Origin of the sequence: Neobacillus niacini, from assembly GCF_031456445.1 — a bacterium.
In the GTDB taxonomy this organism is placed as follows: Bacteria; Bacillota; Bacilli; order Bacillales; family Cytobacillaceae; genus Neobacillus; species Neobacillus niacini_I.
Map to the genome: position 1 here is coordinate 1 of NZ_JAVDUQ010000050.1, position 16,144 is coordinate 16,144.

Annotated in this window: 16 protein-coding genes, 2 tRNA genes and 1 rRNA gene; 16 read left to right on the forward strand and 3 right to left on the reverse strand. The window is 38.6% G+C overall.

The genetic code is table 11. The features are described from left to right. The 7 genes from rrf to tsaD all read left to right on the forward strand — a co-directional run. Positions 1-94 (forward strand): 5S ribosomal RNA (rrf, locus tag J2Y67_RS25600); the annotation flags it as partial. A gap of 211 nt (positions 95-305) precedes the next feature. Then, positions 306-379: transfer RNA gene (locus J2Y67_RS25605), tRNA-Met, on the forward strand. Positions 380-382: 3 nt separating this feature from the next. After that, positions 383-456: transfer RNA gene (locus J2Y67_RS25610), tRNA-Asp, on the forward strand. Positions 457-622: 166 nt separating this feature from the next. Beyond that, complete coding sequence (gene tsaE / locus J2Y67_RS25615) at positions 623-1,078, forward strand: tRNA (adenosine(37)-N6)-threonylcarbamoyltransferase complex ATPase subunit type 1 TsaE (RefSeq protein WP_310178674.1); 456 nt, start codon at positions 623-625, stop codon at positions 1,076-1,078. Beyond that, positions 1,075-1,788 carry a tRNA (adenosine(37)-N6)-threonylcarbamoyltransferase complex dimerization subunit type 1 TsaB gene (gene tsaB / locus J2Y67_RS25620; RefSeq protein WP_310178677.1) on the forward strand — a complete coding sequence of 238 codons (714 nt, stop codon included), beginning with the start codon at positions 1,075-1,077 and terminating at the stop codon, positions 1,786-1,788. Before tsaE ends, tsaB begins: the two co-directional genes overlap by 4 nt. Before the next feature lie 6 nt (positions 1,789-1,794). Beyond that, complete coding sequence (rimI, locus tag J2Y67_RS25625; protein ID WP_310178680.1) at positions 1,795-2,244, forward strand: ribosomal protein S18-alanine N-acetyltransferase; 450 nt, start codon at positions 1,795-1,797, stop codon at positions 2,242-2,244. After that, positions 2,241-3,266, forward strand: coding sequence for a tRNA (adenosine(37)-N6)-threonylcarbamoyltransferase complex transferase subunit TsaD (gene tsaD / locus J2Y67_RS25630; RefSeq protein ID WP_310178683.1), 1,026 nt, complete (start codon positions 2,241-2,243; stop codon positions 3,264-3,266). The genes rimI and tsaD overlap by 4 nt, the downstream gene beginning before the upstream one ends. A 577-nt stretch (positions 3,267-3,843) precedes the next feature. Here the strand turns inward: tsaD and J2Y67_RS25635 are convergent. Beyond that, positions 3,844-5,769, reverse strand: coding sequence for an ABC-F family ATP-binding cassette domain-containing protein (locus J2Y67_RS25635; RefSeq protein ID WP_310178685.1), 1,926 nt, complete (start codon positions 5,767-5,769; stop codon positions 3,844-3,846). A gap of 190 nt (positions 5,770-5,959) precedes the next feature. On the opposite strand from J2Y67_RS25635, the gene moaC reads away from it, so the two are divergent. The 5 genes from moaC to J2Y67_RS25660 all read left to right on the forward strand — a co-directional run bounded on the left by moaC (position 5,960) and on the right by J2Y67_RS25660 (position 9,347). Then, positions 5,960-6,454, forward strand: a complete 495-nt coding sequence (gene moaC / locus J2Y67_RS25640) for a cyclic pyranopterin monophosphate synthase MoaC (RefSeq protein ID WP_310178687.1) — start codon at positions 5,960-5,962, stop codon at positions 6,452-6,454. A 42-nt stretch (positions 6,455-6,496) separates the two neighbouring features. Next, positions 6,497-7,150, forward strand: coding sequence for a redox-sensing transcriptional repressor Rex (locus J2Y67_RS25645; protein ID WP_310178689.1), 654 nt, complete (start codon positions 6,497-6,499; stop codon positions 7,148-7,150). A gap of 116 nt (positions 7,151-7,266) precedes the next feature. Beyond that, entirely contained in the window at positions 7,267-7,890 is a 624-nt protein-coding gene (locus J2Y67_RS25650) for a YhbD family protein (protein WP_310178692.1), read from the forward strand. Positions 7,891-7,902: 12 nt separating this feature from the next. Further along, positions 7,903-8,619: a polymer-forming cytoskeletal protein gene (locus J2Y67_RS25655; RefSeq protein ID WP_310178693.1), complete on the forward strand. Its 717-nt coding sequence runs from the start codon at positions 7,903-7,905 to the stop codon at positions 8,617-8,619. Between the two features lie 17 nt (positions 8,620-8,636). After that, the gene (locus J2Y67_RS25660) at positions 8,637-9,347 is read left to right on the forward strand and encodes a cytoplasmic protein (RefSeq protein ID WP_310178695.1); all 711 of its coding nucleotides are present in this window, start codon (positions 8,637-8,639) and stop codon (positions 9,345-9,347) included. A 280-nt stretch (positions 9,348-9,627) separates the two neighbouring features. Here J2Y67_RS25660 and J2Y67_RS25665 read toward each other — a convergent pair whose 3' ends face one another. Together J2Y67_RS25665 and J2Y67_RS25670 are read right to left on the reverse strand one after the other, a co-directional pair. Beyond that, positions 9,628-9,828, reverse strand: coding sequence for a YdiK family protein (locus J2Y67_RS25665; protein ID WP_310178697.1), 201 nt, complete (start codon positions 9,826-9,828; stop codon positions 9,628-9,630). Then, complete coding sequence (locus J2Y67_RS25670; protein WP_310178699.1) at positions 9,825-10,544, reverse strand: CPBP family intramembrane glutamic endopeptidase; 720 nt, start codon at positions 10,542-10,544, stop codon at positions 9,825-9,827. The genes J2Y67_RS25665 and J2Y67_RS25670 overlap by 4 nt, the downstream gene beginning before the upstream one ends. A 313-nt stretch (positions 10,545-10,857) precedes the next feature. Here J2Y67_RS25670 and groES point away from each other — a divergent pair, with 313 nt between their 5' ends. The 4 genes from groES to J2Y67_RS25690 all read left to right on the forward strand — a co-directional run bounded on the left by groES (position 10,858) and on the right by J2Y67_RS25690 (position 16,057). Continuing rightward, the gene (gene groES, locus J2Y67_RS25675) at positions 10,858-11,145 is read left to right on the forward strand and encodes a co-chaperone GroES (RefSeq protein ID WP_310178700.1); all 288 of its coding nucleotides are present in this window, start codon (positions 10,858-10,860) and stop codon (positions 11,143-11,145) included. 40 nt (positions 11,146-11,185) lie between these two features. Further along, positions 11,186-12,817 (forward strand): chaperonin GroEL, encoded by a 1,632-nt coding sequence (gene groL, locus J2Y67_RS25680; protein WP_310178702.1) that lies wholly within the window; start codon positions 11,186-11,188, stop codon positions 12,815-12,817. A 368-nt stretch (positions 12,818-13,185) separates the two neighbouring features. Further along, complete coding sequence (locus J2Y67_RS25685; RefSeq protein WP_310178703.1) at positions 13,186-15,387, forward strand: DEAD/DEAH box helicase; 2,202 nt, start codon at positions 13,186-13,188, stop codon at positions 15,385-15,387. Beyond that, entirely contained in the window at positions 15,365-16,057 is a 693-nt protein-coding gene (locus tag J2Y67_RS25690) for a DUF2290 domain-containing protein (protein ID WP_310178707.1), read from the forward strand. Before J2Y67_RS25685 ends, J2Y67_RS25690 begins: the two co-directional genes overlap by 23 nt. The last annotated feature ends 87 nt before the right edge of the window (positions 16,058-16,144 follow it).

Genomic DNA, 16,144 nt, shown 5'->3' on the forward strand with positions numbered 1-16,144 from the left:
CACACCCGTTCCCATACCGAACACGGAAGTTAAGCTTCTCAGCGCCGATGGTAGTTGGGGGCTGTCCCCCTGTGAGAGTAGGACATTGCCAGGCTGTTATTTTAAATAACATACATACTTTATAGTTTTTTACATATAATAGTATGGACATGTAATATTTTTACTATCGCGGGGTGGAGCACGTTCGAATAAGCTTCTTCGAATTATCCACAGCGCACCGATTGAGCCGCATCTTGAATAAGCTTTCTGAAATCGGGGCGGTCGTTAAGCTTGGAGCATGATTCAAACTTAATACTTTTTACTATCGCGGGGTGGAGCAGTCTGGTAGCTCGTCGGGCTCATAACCCGAAGGTCGCAGGTTCAAATCCTGCCTCCGCAATTTGGTTTGGTAGTTCAGTTGGTTAGAATGCCTGCCTGTCACGCAGGAGGTCGCGGGTTCGAGTCCCGTCCAGACCGTTACATAATTGTCTTTTTAAAAAACGAAACCTGGTTTCGTCTTTTTTTATTTAAAAGCATTTAACAGCTTATATATTTTTTATCCTTAGGAGACATCCTAAGGTTTTTTTGCACGTAAATAAGGTAAAATGTAGATAATGTCATGTTAAAGTAAAAAGGTGATGGAATGAATCAATACGAACTAAATACAACGGATTCCAGTCAAACATCAAACTTTGCCGCAAAATTGGCAGAGCATTTGCTGCCTGGAGATGTTATAACTCTTGAAGGGGATTTGGGTGCAGGAAAAACAACCTTTACAAAAGGATTGGCTCAAGGCTTAGGAGTTAAGCGGACAGTAAACAGTCCAACCTTTACAATCATAAAAGAATATGCCGGCAGAATGCCGCTCTATCATATGGATGTGTATCGGGTAGCAGATTCCTTTGAAGACCTAGGCTTCGATGAATACTTTGAAGGGAATGGAGTTACAGTAGTGGAATGGGCTCATTTAATTGAAGAGCAGCTGCCATCGGAACGGTTGACAGTTTACTTGTACCATGAGGGTCAAGAAAATAGAAAAATGGTTTTCGTTCCAAAAGGGGAACGTTATGAGCAATTATGTAAGGAGATTTTTTCATGACGATTTTAGCAATTGATACTTCTAATTATGCACTCGGTGTCGCACTATTAGAAGAAAATCAAGTACTTGGCGAATATATGACGAATTTGAAAAAAAACCATTCTATTCGAATTATGCCTGCAATAGAGACGTTAATGCGGGATTGTGACCGTGTGCCTGCCGATCTAACAAAAGTGGTTGTGGCAAAAGGACCTGGTTCCTATACGGGTGTAAGGATTGGAGTAACGATTGCAAAAACACTGGCTTGGACATTGAAAATTCCACTTGTGGGTGTTTCAAGTCTAGAAATTTTGGCTTCTGGAACCGGACGTTACTTTGATGGATATGTTTCCCCGTTATTTGATGCAAGAAGAGGACAAGTTTATACGGGGTTATACCTATATAAAAATAATGAGCTCAAAACTATTGAACAGGATCAATTAATCATGTTAGATGATTGGGCACAAAGCTTAATAAAAATGGATAAGCCTGTTCTCTTTGTCGGAAATGACCTGCTTATTCACCAAGAGAAAATAGCAGAAATTTTAGGATCTAAGGCTATATTTGCAGCTATGACGGAACATAATCCCCGACCATCGGAGCTAGCCTTATTAGGTCAAAATCAACGTGAAGATGATATCCATTCTTTTGTACCGAATTATATTCGTTTAGCTGAAGCAGAAGCTAAGTGGTTAGAAGCAAATAGGAAAATTTCTAAAGGACAGGAATAGGGAATTATGGTAGATTCTTTTGTTTTTCGTTATATGAGGGAAGAGGATATTGATCAGATTTTAGAAGTGGAGCATGCATCCTTTTCGACCCCATGGAGCCGTGAAGCCTTTTATAATGAACTTAATAATAATAAATTTGCAGTCTATATTGTTCTTGAAGAATACGATAAAATTATTGGATATTGTGGTGCTTGGATTGTTATCGATGAGGCCCATATAACCAATATTGCCATACTTCCGGAATATCGAGGTAAGAAGCTGGGAGAAGCCTTAATGCAAAAAATGATGTCTGTAGCTAGAGAGATGGGGGCAAAAAGTATGACCCTGGAAGTGAGAGTGACCAACCAGATTGCCCAATCCCTTTACCGGAAGTTCGGCTTTCAAAACGGCGGAATCCGGAAAAATTATTATTCCGATAATCAGGAAGATGCTTTAGTAATGTGGGTGAAATTATGAAAAAAAACCAGTGGATTTTAGGAATTGAAACTAGCTGTGATGAGACAGCAGTGGCGATTATTAAAAACGGACGGGAGATCGCCGCTAATATCGTTGCCTCACAAATTGAAAGTCATAAAAGATTTGGTGGGGTCGTACCCGAGATTGCTTCCAGACATCATGTGGAGCAAATAACGATTGTAATTGAAGAAGCATTAAATCAGGCAAAACTCTCCTTTTCGGATTTAGATGCGATTGCTGTAACAGAAGGACCTGGATTGGTAGGAGCCTTATTAATCGGGGTCAATGCAGCAAAGGCTCTTGCCTTTGCCCATAATCTTCCGCTTGTACCGGTTCATCATATTGCCGGGCATATATATGCGAACCGCTTGGTAACAGAAATGAAGTTTCCGCTACTTGCCCTTGTTGTATCAGGCGGGCACACAGAGCTTGTTTACATGAAAGAACATGGTCATTTTGAGGTCATCGGCGAGACAAGGGATGACGCTGCAGGGGAAGCCTATGACAAGGTGGCAAGAACACTTAACCTTCCATATCCCGGGGGACCGCATATCGACCGTCTAGCCCATGAAGGAAGCCCGACAATTGATTTACCGCGTGCCTGGTTGGAGGAAGGATCTTATGATTTTAGTTTTAGCGGGTTAAAATCAGCTGTTATTAACACTGTTCACAATGCTGAGCAGCGCGGCGAGATCATCGCACCGGCAGACCTTGCTGCGAGTTTTCAAGAAAGCGTGATTGATGTGCTTGTGAAAAAGACGGAGAGAGCTGCTATTGAATATAATGTGAAACAGGTATTGTTAGCTGGAGGTGTTGCAGCGAATAAGGGGCTTCGCAGCGCTTTGGAAGAGATATTCTCCCATTATCCCGAGATAGAATTAGTTGTACCTCCCATATCTTTATGCACAGATAATGCAGCGATGATTGCGGCGGCAGGAAGTATTATGTTCGAAAAAGGTGTTCGTGCAGAACTTTCGCTCAATGCGATCCCAGGATTGGAGATTGAATTATATAATGATTAGCTCTTCTGTTTATAAGAAGAGCTTTTTTTGTGGATAAAATATTATTCGACATTTCTAGCAATTCAAATTTAGTGGATAAAGCTGTGCATAGTGTTAATAATGTGGATAAGTATAGTGTTTGCTGTGGATAATGTGGAAAAGTTTAAAAAACATTGCAATTGTTACTCTTTAGTATGTGAATAAGTTTGTGGATATAGTGGACATGTTAACATTTTTTTAATTGAAGAGCAAAAACCTACCGCAAAGTCTTATGATTTTGCCGGAAAATGTCGATTAATTTTGAATTTCTATTGATCTTATCGAATAATTTGTTGATAAATGTTGATATTTGGATTAGAGATCTTTTTAACTCTGTGGAAAAAATGCCTAGGGGGAACACGGGAGATGTTTAAAGAGAACTATTAAGGACAAAATCGCTTAATCGGAGTAGGAAAATGGTCTTCATAAAGCCGATGAAGCCCAAAACCCATCTCAAAGGCCAAGAAAAAGGTCTTCATCAAGCTCTCAAACACCCCAAATCACCCCAAACACCCAAAAAAATGTCCTTCACCACACCGATGAAGGACGAACTCATATTTTATTCCGCCAGCTCTGCCCACTCTTCCATCAAGTGTTCAAGCTCCGCTTTTGCTTTTCCGTTCAACTCGGTAATTTCTAAAACCTTTTCGTGGTCCTGAAAGATCTCCGGGTCACATAATTGCTCCTCAAAACCTTGAATTTGTTCCTCAAGGCTTTCAATTTTCATCTCAATCTCTTCTAGCTTTCGTTTTCGCTGCCGCTCGAGCTTTTTACTTTCTTTATCCTGTTGATAAGTGCTCTTCTCAGAAGACTCCTCCTGCCCGGTCTTTTTAGCCGCAGCTGAAGTAGCCGCCTCGAGTGCTGCAATCTCTTCCTGTTCCAGTTTTTTTTCTAAAAAATAATCATAATCACCAAGATATTCTTTACTGCCATCCTGATTTAATTCGACAACCTTTGTAGCAATACGGTTAATAAAATATCTGTCATGGGAAACAAACAAAATGGTTCCTGGATAATCGATTAAGGCATTCTCAAGAACTTCCTTGCTATCCAAATCCAGGTGGTTGGTAGGCTCGTCTAAAATTAATAGATTGGCCCTTTCTAACATTAATTTCGCAAGCGCAAGCCGTGCTTTCTCGCCGCCGCTCAAGGTAGAAACAATTTTTAATACATCATCCCCGGAAAATAAGAAATTGCCCAAAACTGTGCGAATTTCCTTTTCACTTTTGAGTGGATAATCATCCCACAATTCATTTAAAACACGCTTATTAGAGGTCAATTCGGCTTGCTCTTGATCATAATACCCAATCGCAAGGCTTGTCCCATAAAGAATCTTTCCGGACAAAACGGGTAGTTTTTTAATGATTGTTTTTAATAGCGTTGATTTTCCGATTCCGTTGGGACCCACTAGGGCGATGCTTTCTCCGCGGAATACCCGAAAGGAAATTCCCTCTGAAATTTTTTCTCCATCATATCCGACAGCCAGTGAATCGACTGTTAAAACATCATTTCCACTTTGCTTTTCAATTTCAAACGAGAAGGAAGCTGATTTTTCGTCCCCTAATGGACGGTCCATAACATCTATTTTTTCGAGCTTTTTTCGGCGACTCTGGGCGCGTTTCGTCGTTGAGGCCCGAGCTAAATTCTTCTGGATAAAATCCTGTAAATTCGCAATTTCCTGCTGCTGTTTTTCATAAAGCTTCAGGTCACGTTCATAATTGGCCGCTTTTTGGTCAAGGTAAGAACTATAATTACCGGCATATCTTTGGATTTGCTTCCGAGAAACCTCGTAGACCTGTGTTACGACCTTGTCCAAAAAATAACGGTCATGGGATACAATCAAAATCGCCCCATCGTAACTTTGCAGATATTGCTCCAGCCAGGAAAGGGTATCGATATCTAAATGGTTGGTCGGTTCGTCCAAAATTAAAATATCCGGCTTGGTCAACAGCAATTTCCCTAAGGCCAAACGGGTTTTTTGACCTCCGCTTAAAGACGCAATCATTAAGGAATAATCAGGGAAATTTAACCCATGCAATACAGAGCGAATATCCGCCTCATACTGATATCCTCCCTGTTCCTTAAACTTCACTTGAAGCAGGTCATACTCTTTTAGAATCCGCTCATATTTGTTTGTGTCGGCGATTGCATCAGGGTCTGCCATTTGTTCTTCAAGCAGCCTCAAACTTTTTTCCATCGCGCGTAGTGGTTCAAACACGGTCAGCATTTCTTCCCAAATGGACAAATTCGACTCTAAGCCCGTATTTTGTGCTAAATACCCAATGGTTACTTCTTTGGGCTTGATGATCTCCCCACCATCATGTGACAGCTGCCCGGCGATAATTTTTAACAACGTCGACTTTCCCGCTCCGTTTCGTCCGACTAAAGCGACCCGGTCCCGCGTTTGTAATTCCAGTTTTATATTCGATAAAATAAGGTCAGCACCATAATATTTTGCTAATTGATTCACTTGCAATAAAATCATTGTTTTTTCACCTCTATTACATAGAGATAGTGTACCGTATTCCTAGAGTGTCGGCAATAAAGGGCGGACCGCACAGGCTGCATCAGCAAAAAAATGTTGGTAAAATGTTAAAATTATAAGAATGATTCGCTCAAAGTTTCACACACATAGACCGAAAAATAGTGTATGATTTGAAAGGAGGAATTTATTAATGGCAGAATTTACTCACTTTAATGAAGAGGGCAGAGCAAAAATGGTGGATGTAAGTGATAAACCGGAGACTGCCCGCACCGCATTAGCTCATTCCAGTATTACCGTCAGTCAAGAAATATTTAAGAAAATTACCCACAATGAGATGAAAAAAGGAGATGTCCTTGCTGTAGCACAGGTTGCTGGTATTATGGCAGCAAAAAAGACATGGGATATTATTCCGATGTGTCATCCTATTCCATTAACAGGGGTTAATATTTCTTTTTCCTGGGAACCTGATCAGCAAGAGATGTATAAATTAAGTATTGCCGTATCCGTTAAAACAAAAGGGAATACAGGTGTTGAAATGGAAGCGCTAACAGCCGCAGCTGCATGTGCGCTGACCGTCTATGATATGTGTAAAGCAGTCGATAAGGGCATGGTGATTGGACCGACCTATTTAGTTGAAAAAACCGGCGGTAAAAACGGTGATTTTAAAAGAACTGATGTTTTTTAAAAAACATGAACGAAACTATTTATGCGGGGGTGCAGGAGGAATATGACAAACGAAACAATGAAAATTCCACAGGCAACAGCAAAGCGACTACCCTTATATTATCGATTTATTCAAAATCTGTATTCTTCAGGGAAACAAAGGGTTTCCTCAGCCGAATTAAGTGAAGCGGTAAAAGTGGACTCAGCAACAATCCGCAGAGATTTTTCCTATTTTGGCGCCCTTGGGAAAAAAGGTTATGGCTACAATGTTAATTATTTATTAACCTTTTTCCGAAAGACATTGGACCAGGATGAATTAACAAAGGTTGCGTTAATCGGGGTTGGTAATCTTGGTACAGCCTTTTTAAACTATAATTTTTTAAAAAATAATAATACAAAGATTACGTGCGCCTTTGATGTGGATCCAAATAAAATGGGCACGACAATCGGTGAGGTACCGGTCTATCATATGGACGATTTAGAGAAGTATATTATGGAGGAAAATATTCAAGTGGCGATATTAACTGTTCCAGCTCCAGTAGCCCAACCGATAACCGATAGGCTCGTAAGTGCAGAAGTGAAAGGAATCCTAAATTTCACACCAGCCCGATTAAATATCCCATCTTCCATAAGGGTTCACCACATTGATCTTGCCGTAGAACTGCAATCACTTGTTTACTTTTTAAAGCATTACCCGACAGCGGAAATAGCAGAATAAGCTTGAGGATAAACCTTTCCATGACAATGGAAAGGTTTTTTATTTAGATAAAACAAAGCTCCCTTTACAACGTAACAGTGTTATGTTACATTAGTGATGTGAAAGGGGTCTTTATGATGAATGAGGAGTTAATATCGAAAAAAGATTTATTGGAATTAGCAGGAATCTCCTATGGACAGCTGTACAGATGGAAACGGAAGGATCTGATTCCGGAGGATTGGTTTATCCGGAAATCTACGTTTACTGGACAGGAAACCTTTTTTCCAAAAGAAAAAATCCTAGACAGAATCAATAAAATTCAAACAATGAAAGAAAACCTATCACTGGATGAACTTGCTGATATGTTTTCTCCCAATGTATCTGACTTAAATCTAACAAAAGATGAATTAATAAAACGAAACATTGTTTCAGAGTCAGTTATAAATTTTTACTTAGAGAATGAAAAAGGTGGGTTACAATTTAATTTTTCGAGAATGCTTGAAGTGTTTGTGTTAGAAAAGCTGCTGCAATCAGGTGAAATTAACCTCGAGGAAGGGAAAATGGTACTTCAGGTATTAAAGGATCAAGCGCCGTTGATAAAGCAAAAGAGTGCTGAACTGGTGATTACCAGAAAGCTGGGGGTATCCTCCTGTCTTTTGTTCATCAATACAGAATCCTTCCATTTTGAACGAGGAACGAAAATCGTGAGCCAGCTGTCGCTATTGGCCTGTATGGAAGAAATGAAATTGAAATTATTATAAAGGAGAATGGGAATGGAGACGAAAAAAAGGGGAGACCTGGTCATAAATGGCTTTGGGGCATCGAATGGCGGACAGTTCCAGAAGGTAACTCTGAACGGAAAAGGAACGGTAAACAGTGATATCGAATGTAAGGAATTTGAATGCAATGGCACAGGGGCAGTAAAAGGAAACATCATCGTAGAAACTGCCAAAATTAATGGGATGGCAAAAATAAGTGGAACCGTTGAGGCTAAAGACCTTTCCGTTGATGGCACAGCAAAAATTGAAAAAAACCTAATAGTTGAGAAAGTAAAGGTGGCTGGAAAAGCTACTGTTGGCGGCAGAGTCAAAGCAGAAGAAATAAAAATAAAAGGTAAGCTGACAGTGGAAGAGGATTGCGAGGCGGAACTTTTTAAGGCTGAATCCATGTTTACGATTGGCGGTCTGTTAAATGCCGACGAAGTGGACATTAAGATTTTTGGAGATTGTCAGGCGAAGGAAATTGGCGGGCAATCGATTGTTGTGAAATATAAGCCGTCTTGGTTTGGGATCTTTAAATCCCTTTTTCAAACTCAATTAAAAGTGGAAGTAATTGAGGGTGATACCATTTATCTTGAAAATACGAAGGCTGCAGTTGTGCGGGGGAACCATGTCACGATTGGCCAAAATTGTGAAATTGGGTTTATTGAATATACGGATGAGCTCGCAATCGATCCGAGTGCGGTTGTAGGCGAAAACAAGAAAAGGTAATGAGGGGGGAGATAGAAATGAAGGGTAAAGAAAATCTGATCATTAACGGGTCAGGAAGTTATCCGGGCGGCCGATACGATAAAATAAGTGTCCGCGGCGAGGGCACGATCGTTGATGATGTCGAAGCTTCTGTGTTTAAAGTTTATGGTACTACAGAGGTTGCGGAAAATCTTAAAACAGGCTCAATGAAAGTGATGGGTGAAGCAGAAGTAAAAGGAAATGTCGAGTTAGAAGAATTGCTGGTAATGGGTACGATGGAAATTGGCGGCAAAGCCTTATTGAAAAAAATAAAAATCCTTGGAACGCTGGATGCAGGTGAAAGCCTTAATGGTGATACAGCCAATATTAAAGGCAGTATCGCAGTTGCAGGTGATGTCGAATATGAAACGTTTGACTCAAGTGGAGGATTTGAAATTAAAGGGTTGTTAACTGCCGATACGATTAAAGTTTCTTTGCGGTTCGGGGAAAGCCGTGTGGAGGAAATCGGCGGCGGAAAAATAACGATTAAAAGAAAAAGAAACTCTCTTTTACCTTTTGTAGGGGAAGAAGGTACTCTTTTAGCAAAGGTGATTGAAGGCGACGATCTTTATTTGGAAAATACGAAAGCTGATATCGTAAGGGGCAATAAGGTAAGGATTGGTCCCGGCTGTATAATCCGATTGGTAGAGTATAAGGATGATTTTATCCAAGATTCAAATGCAACAGTGAAAATGTCAAATAAGATTTAAAAGAGAATGGAATGGTTGCGAAGGAAAGTAAATTAGGATTTGTTGTTGCCGGTCTGCTGCTCGGAATTTTGATGGCCGATACGCAGATAAATGGGGGAGAACCGCAGATAAGATGATGCTTATCGCAGATAAATCGTTGACTATCGCAGATAAAGTTCATTTTATCGCAGATAAAAATTTTTTGCCGGAAAAAAGTCATCGAAATTACTAGTTTATAACACGTAAAAGTCTATTTTCTATTAAAAAAAGTTGCCCCAAACATCATTTGAGGCAACTTTTTTTATTTTTTCAATTGATCCTTATACTTCATGTAAAAGAAAAATAATTTAAGGCTGGAGCCGAAATCAAATGTCGCTAATAGGACAAGCAGGTAGCTGAAAAACCCCCAGCCATTTTGGTTTACATCATGAATCGCAAAGTATGTAAATAAACTTCCGAGCAGGAAGTAAATCAGGCTGGAAATCAGGGGTGAACGTCTCATAAAAATCCTCCGATAAAGTTTTGCATCGATTCTGCATCCCGGATTAATTTTTCAATATCGTCTTTGTAAGCGGATTGAACAATGACAACCATTGTATTCATCGTCACATGAGCAAAAATCGGTACTAAAATATGTTTTGTTTTTACATAAAGAAACGCGAAGGTAAAGCCCATTGCTGAATAAAGAAGAACATGTTCCGGTTCCATATGCGCCAAAGCAAAAATGACCGAGCTAATGAAAGCTGATATAAAAAAGTTAAAACGTTTATATAGCGTGCCGAAAAGAATTTTCCGGAAGACGATTTCTTCTAAAATCGGACCGAAAATCGAACTGACCAGGATAGCAAGCGGGAACGTCTCGATAATATGGATGATATCCTTTGTATTCTCTGAGCCCATTTCCACGCCAATCAGCCTTTCGATATTGGCGGCGATCGCTTGCGCAAAGAGTGCTAAGAAGACACCAAAAAACGCCCAAATAATCGAGAGACCCAAGGAGGTTCCTCTTTCGTTCCTCTTATTCCGCATTTCTTTCCGTAAAATAATCAGGGTAATAATAAGTGCTAAGGAAAAACTGATCACCAGCCAAATAGGGACTGCAAGCCTCCCGCTGATTCCGGTTACGCTAAAGCCGTACATCAGTAAAGGAACTCCAGCAAGACTTGAAAACTGCATGGCAATATAAACAATTAAGATTATCCAATATTCCCGTTTCAAACGTTTCTCTCCTTTTAGAATCCACTAAAAATTTTCTGCGTATGCTTCATTCTACTCTTAAAACCGGTCTTGTTTCAATTTAGAAGGATTTTTTCAAATGGATGGTATAGAATTTCATCGGAATCATATACTTTTAAGGTTGTGGGCATTTTTGGGTTAAGTGAGACTATTCTGTAATTTTTTATAAAAAAATTTATGCATCCAACTTGCAAAAGATTGGCAAATTCATTATTATAATAATTGTGTTAGCACTCGGGTGTAAGGAGTGCTAATAATGACAGAATTACATATATTTTTGAGGAGGTTGTTTGATTTGTTAAAACCATTAGGTGATCGCATTGTCATTGAGCTTGTCGAATCAGAAGAAAAAACTGCAAGCGGTATCGTTTTACCGGACTCAGCGAAAGAAAAGCCTCAGGAAGGAAAAGTTGTTGCTGTTGGAACAGGCCGTGTGCTTGAAAATGGCGAACGTGTAGCACTTGAAGTTTCTGTAGGCGATCGTATTATCTTCTCAAAGTATGCTGGTACTGAAGTGAAATACCAGGGTACAGAATATTTACTACTACGTGAAAACGATGTCCTTGCTGTAATCGGCGAGTAAAAAATACAGTTTTAAAAAATAAGAGGAGGTTTTTTGAACAATGGCTAAAGAGATTAAATTTAGTGAAGATGCACGCCGCTCAATGCTTAAAGGTGTAGATACACTTGCAAATGCAGTAAAAGTAACTCTTGGACCTAAAGGACGCAACGTGGTTCTTGAGAAAAAATTTGGTTCCCCTTTAATCACTAATGACGGTGTAACGATCGCAAAAGAAATCGAATTAGAAGATGCATTCGAAAACATGGGTGCAAAGCTTGTTGCCGAAGTAGCTAGCAAAACAAATGATGTGGCTGGTGACGGTACAACAACTGCAACGGTTCTTGCTCAAGCGATGATTCGCGAAGGCTTAAAGAACGTAACTGCTGGTGCAAACCCAATGGGAATCCGCAAAGGGATTGAAAAAGCAGTTGCAACTGCCGTTGGTGAATTAAAAACTATTTCAAAACAAATTGAAGGCAAAGAATCTATTGCACAAGTAGCTGCTATTTCTTCTGATGATAACGAGGTTGGCCAATTAATCGCTGAAGCTATGGAGCGCGTTGGCAACGACGGTGTTATCACAATTGAAGAATCAAAAGGATTCACAACTGAGCTTGATGTTGTAGAAGGTATGCAATTTGACCGTGGATATGTTTCAGCTTACATGGTAACCAATACTGATAAAATGGAAGCTGTCTTAGAAAATCCATATATCTTAATCACTGACAAAAAAATCTCCAGCATCCAAGAAATCTTACCAGTTCTTGAGCAAGTTGTTCAGCAAGGTAAGCCATTATTATTGATTGCGGAAGATATCGAAGGTGAAGCATTATCTACTATAGTAGTGAACAAGCTCCGCGGAACATTCAATGCTGTAGCTGTTAAAGCTCCTGGTTTTGGAGATCGCCGTAAAGCGATGCTTGAAGATATCGCTGCATTAACTGGCGGTGAAGTGATCACTGAGGAACTTGGCCGTGATCTTAAAACTGCAACAATCACATCTTTAGGACGCGCTTCTAAGGTTGTTGTAACGAAAGAAAACACAACAATCGTTGAAGGTGCCGGTGCTACTGAGGAAATCCAAGCTCGTGTGAACCAAATCCGTGTTCAATTAGAAGAAACTACTTCTGAATTTGACCGTGAAAAATTACAAGAGCGCTTAGCTAAATTAGCTGGCGGTGTAGCAGTTATCAAAGTTGGTGCTGCAACTGAAACAGAATTAAAAGAGCGTAAGCTTCGTATTGAAGATGCATTGAACGCGACTCGTGCAGCTGTTGAAGAAGGTATTGTATCCGGTGGTGGTGTTGCCCTTCTAAACGTATACAGCAAAGTAGCTGAAATCCAAGCAGAAGGCGATATCGCTACAGGTATCAACATCGTACTTCGTGCGATGGAAGAGCCAGTTCGCACAATCGCTCAAAATGCTGGTCTTGAAGGATCTGTCATTGTTGATCGCTTAAAGCGTGAAGCAGTTGGCACAGGCTTCAACGCTGCTACTGGCGAGTGGGTAAACATGATTGATGCTGGTATCGTTGATCCTACTAAAGTAACTCGTTCTGCACTTCAAAATGCAGCATCTGTTGCGGCTATGTTCTTAACAACTGAAGCAGTTGTTGCTGACAAGCCAGAACCAGCTGGTGCGGCTGGAATGCCTGATATGGGCGGCATGGGTGGAATGGGCGGCATGATGTAATCCACCTATCAAACCCTTGATTTATGAGGATTTACAAACTGATATATGATTTGTAGTATCCGAAAAAGTGACCGATATTTTTAGACGGTGTCTTTTAGGGCTTCCACTAAGTTCACTGAACTTAGTGGAAGCTTATTATTTATAATTAATTTCCCCAATGTTCTTCTATAAAAATACCTTACATTGTCCTCCTCATAAAAGTAATGAACTCATTTAAAAATTAGACTTTTCATTATATATCTTTAATAAAATAAACATTGTAGATAATAGAACTATAATGTACATAGCTATTAATAGGAGTTAAAATATAATTAAACTTTGGTGCATAGAGAGTGCAAACCATGTACTAAACGCTATTAATTTAAATAATGCTATTAAAGAAAAAATTCCCCATTAAGTTAAAAAGTATGGAAGGTGAATTTATGAAGTTAGATATCGTTAGAGGTATTATAAAAAATATACAAGCATCGGATATTTTAATTAAAACTTTACAGGAAAATGTTGATAAGGATTTAGATGGAACTTTATTCCTAGGTTACTTATTAAAAGCCGCTGACCAGAATGTAATAACTGTTGATGCTTTATTAGTGTCTGAGAAATTTGGTTTAGTGGCATTTATATTTTCTTCAGGAAGCCAAGAGGAAGTATATGACCAATATGACAAAATGTTTTATCAATTAGAGAATACTTTAACACAGTATAACTCTCTAAGAAAGGGGAGAAAGTTAGCTTTTGAACCTAATGTAATTACTTTTTTCCCATCTCAAGAAATGGGGTTATTACCTAACGAGCATAATGGAAATGAATATTTATTTGCTAATCCTAGTAATTTAGATTCCAAGTTAAATGAACTAGAGGAATTTGATCAAGGATTATTTAATAGGCTTCAAGAGGCGCTACAAAAGGTTTCTACAATGAAGCCCAAGAAAGATAGAGGAAATGTGAAAAAAGCAAGTTCTCTTGGGAATAAAATGAAAATAATTGAAAAAGAGATTGCGAATTTAGATCAGTGGCAAAAAAAGGCTGCTTTTGAAGTACCAGAAGGCCCACAAAGAGTAAGGGGGTTAGCTGGATCAGGAAAGACAGTTGTATTGGCATTAAAAGCTGCATATTTACATGCACAACATCCTGAATGGGATATTGCAGTAACTTTTTATTCAAGGGCTCTTGGACAACAGTTTAGAGAAATGATAACGAACTTCTCATTTGAATATCTAGGACATGAACCCAACTTTAAAAAGTTACATATCTTACATTCATGGGGTACTGGAAATGAAATCGGAATATATTCAATTACAGCTAGAGATTTAAACATTACTCCAATAACCTTTAATAATGCAAAAGCCAAATACGGAAGAGATAATGCTTTCGAAGGTATTTGTAAAGAATTATTACTGCTCATGAGTGATAATCATCCTCCGGTTTATGATGCGATTTTAATTGACGAAGCACAAGACTTACCTATAAGCTTCTTTAAAATCTGTTATAAAATAACAAAAGACCCGAAAAGAATTGTCTTTGCATATGATGAATTACAAAATTTGACAAACGCGGGTATGCCAGATGTTAGAGAGTTATTTGGGGATGATGAACATGGTAATCCTCTAGTGACTCTTGATGGGGCTAAAAACAAAGCTCAACAAGATATAGTTTTACCAATTTGTTATAGAAACTCTCGATGGACCTTAACCCTTGCCCATGCACTAGGATTTGGTATCTATAGAGAGGGTGGGTTGGTACAACTCTTTAAAGATCTTGATTTATGGGATGACATCGGTTATAGGAAAGTTACAGGTATTCTAGAGTATGGAAAAGACGTTTCTTTAAAAAGGAAAGAAGATTCATCCCCAACTTATTTTGATGAATTAATAGGTGCTGATGATGCTATAGAAGTAAGAGGTTTTAGGGATGTTAATGAGCAATATAGATGGGTAGCTGATCAAATCGAAAATGATATAGTGGAGGAAGAATTGGACTATGATGATATATTAGTAATATTCCCAGATGCATATTATTCAAAGAGTGAATATATGGAGTTTAGAAGATTTCTTTTGTCCAAAAATATTAAATCTAATTTAGCAGGTATAACAACCGATAGAGATACTTTCAGAGTAGATGATACAGTAACTTGTGCTCATATTTACCGCGCTAAAGGGAATGAAGCTCCTAAGGTATATGTAGTAAATTCTGAACACTGTGCTAGAGGCTCTGAAATGATAAGGTTAAGGAATACGTTATTTACTGCTATTACACGATCTAGAGCATGGGTGAAGATCTGTGGAGTAGGACAAGAGATGAATATAATAAAGAGTGAAATAGAAGAATGTATTAGACGTGATTACAAATTGGAGTTTAAGATACCAACTATTCAAGAATTAGACAGAATGAGATTGATACATGGGGATAAAACCGAAGAGGATAAGAAAAAGATCAATAGAGCTAATTCTAGTATTAATGAGTTGATTGAGCTTGTTGAAAAGGGGTTAGTAGATCCAAGTACTATGCCACAACTCCAAGCATTGTTAAATACACTAAGAGCAAAAGAAGATGAAGATGAGTTTGAAGAATAAGACGTTAAATAAGAATGTATTAGCTTTAAAAGAACAAATTGATAATTCTTTGGAATTATTATTAAGTCTAAATCTCATCCAATTCTATAATCCTGTTAACGTCGAATATAATGAGGCCGATGATATTTCTAAGATTTCCTGGTTTAACCATATAGGTGGTAGAGAGGTAAGTAGTAATGCCTTTTTAACTATTAAGCAATACCTAGCTATTTTAGAAAGTGGAGCATATCACGTATTAATGAATGATTATTCTATAATAAGAGCATCGTTTACCTTTAAGCATAATAAGTTGATCACACAAAATTTGTTGTGGTGGCCATGTCCTGTTAAAGTTGATTTTGGAGATAACGGAGAAGATTCACCTGCTGAAATAGTTAGTTTGTTTTTAGAGGATACGGAAAACTTTAGGATGAGGTCACCAGTACGTATTGATTTTGATAAAGATAATGATACTGAAGATCATCCTAAAGCTCATATCCACACTCAACATTATAAATCGAGAATGAATACCGTTAGGCCAATCTGTTTTAATACTTTTTTAAAATTTATTTTTAATCATTATTATCCTACACTAAAGATTAATAATAAAATATTTTCAAGCTGTCCAATTAATTTTGAATCCTCAAAGGAAATATCTTATACGCTCAAGGAGAAATTGATGATTTTTTAGTAATAGACTGTGTGTAACAAAAGAGCTACTCAAGTTTGGGTGGTCCTAGACTGTCGACAAATCCGAAAAACTTCGGATTTGTCGACA

Excerpts from the sequence above, each read along its gene's own strand:
- groL (WP_310178702.1), top strand. The coding sequence starts at position 11,186 with ATGGCTAAAGAGATTAAATTTAGTGAAGATGCACGCCGCTCAATGCTT.
- moaC (WP_310178687.1), top strand. The coding sequence starts at position 5,960 with ATGGCAGAATTTACTCACTTTAATGAAGAGGGCAGAGCAAAAATGGTG.
- rimI (WP_310178680.1), top strand. The coding sequence starts at position 1,795 with ATGGTAGATTCTTTTGTTTTTCGTTATATGAGGGAAGAGGATATTGAT.
- J2Y67_RS25690 (WP_310178707.1), top strand. The coding sequence starts at position 15,365 with ATGAAGATGAGTTTGAAGAATAAGACGTTAAATAAGAATGTATTAGCT.
- J2Y67_RS25660 (WP_310178695.1), top strand. The coding sequence starts at position 8,637 with ATGAAGGGTAAAGAAAATCTGATCATTAACGGGTCAGGAAGTTATCCG.
- J2Y67_RS25655 (WP_310178693.1), top strand. The coding sequence starts at position 7,903 with ATGGAGACGAAAAAAAGGGGAGACCTGGTCATAAATGGCTTTGGGGCA.
- J2Y67_RS25665 (WP_310178697.1), bottom strand. The coding sequence starts at position 9,828 with ATGAGACGTTCACCCCTGATTTCCAGCCTGATTTACTTCCTGCTCGGA.
- J2Y67_RS25635 (WP_310178685.1), bottom strand. The coding sequence starts at position 5,769 with ATGATTTTATTGCAAGTGAATCAATTAGCAAAATATTATGGTGCTGAC.
- tsaB (WP_310178677.1), top strand. The coding sequence starts at position 1,075 with ATGACGATTTTAGCAATTGATACTTCTAATTATGCACTCGGTGTCGCA.
- J2Y67_RS25645 (WP_310178689.1), top strand. The coding sequence starts at position 6,497 with ATGACAAACGAAACAATGAAAATTCCACAGGCAACAGCAAAGCGACTA.
- tsaD (WP_310178683.1), top strand. The coding sequence starts at position 2,241 with ATGAAAAAAAACCAGTGGATTTTAGGAATTGAAACTAGCTGTGATGAG.
- J2Y67_RS25685 (WP_310178703.1), top strand. The coding sequence starts at position 13,186 with ATGCTATTAAAGAAAAAATTCCCCATTAAGTTAAAAAGTATGGAAGGT.
- tsaE (WP_310178674.1), top strand. The coding sequence starts at position 623 with ATGAATCAATACGAACTAAATACAACGGATTCCAGTCAAACATCAAAC.
- J2Y67_RS25650 (WP_310178692.1), top strand. The coding sequence starts at position 7,267 with ATGAATGAGGAGTTAATATCGAAAAAAGATTTATTGGAATTAGCAGGA.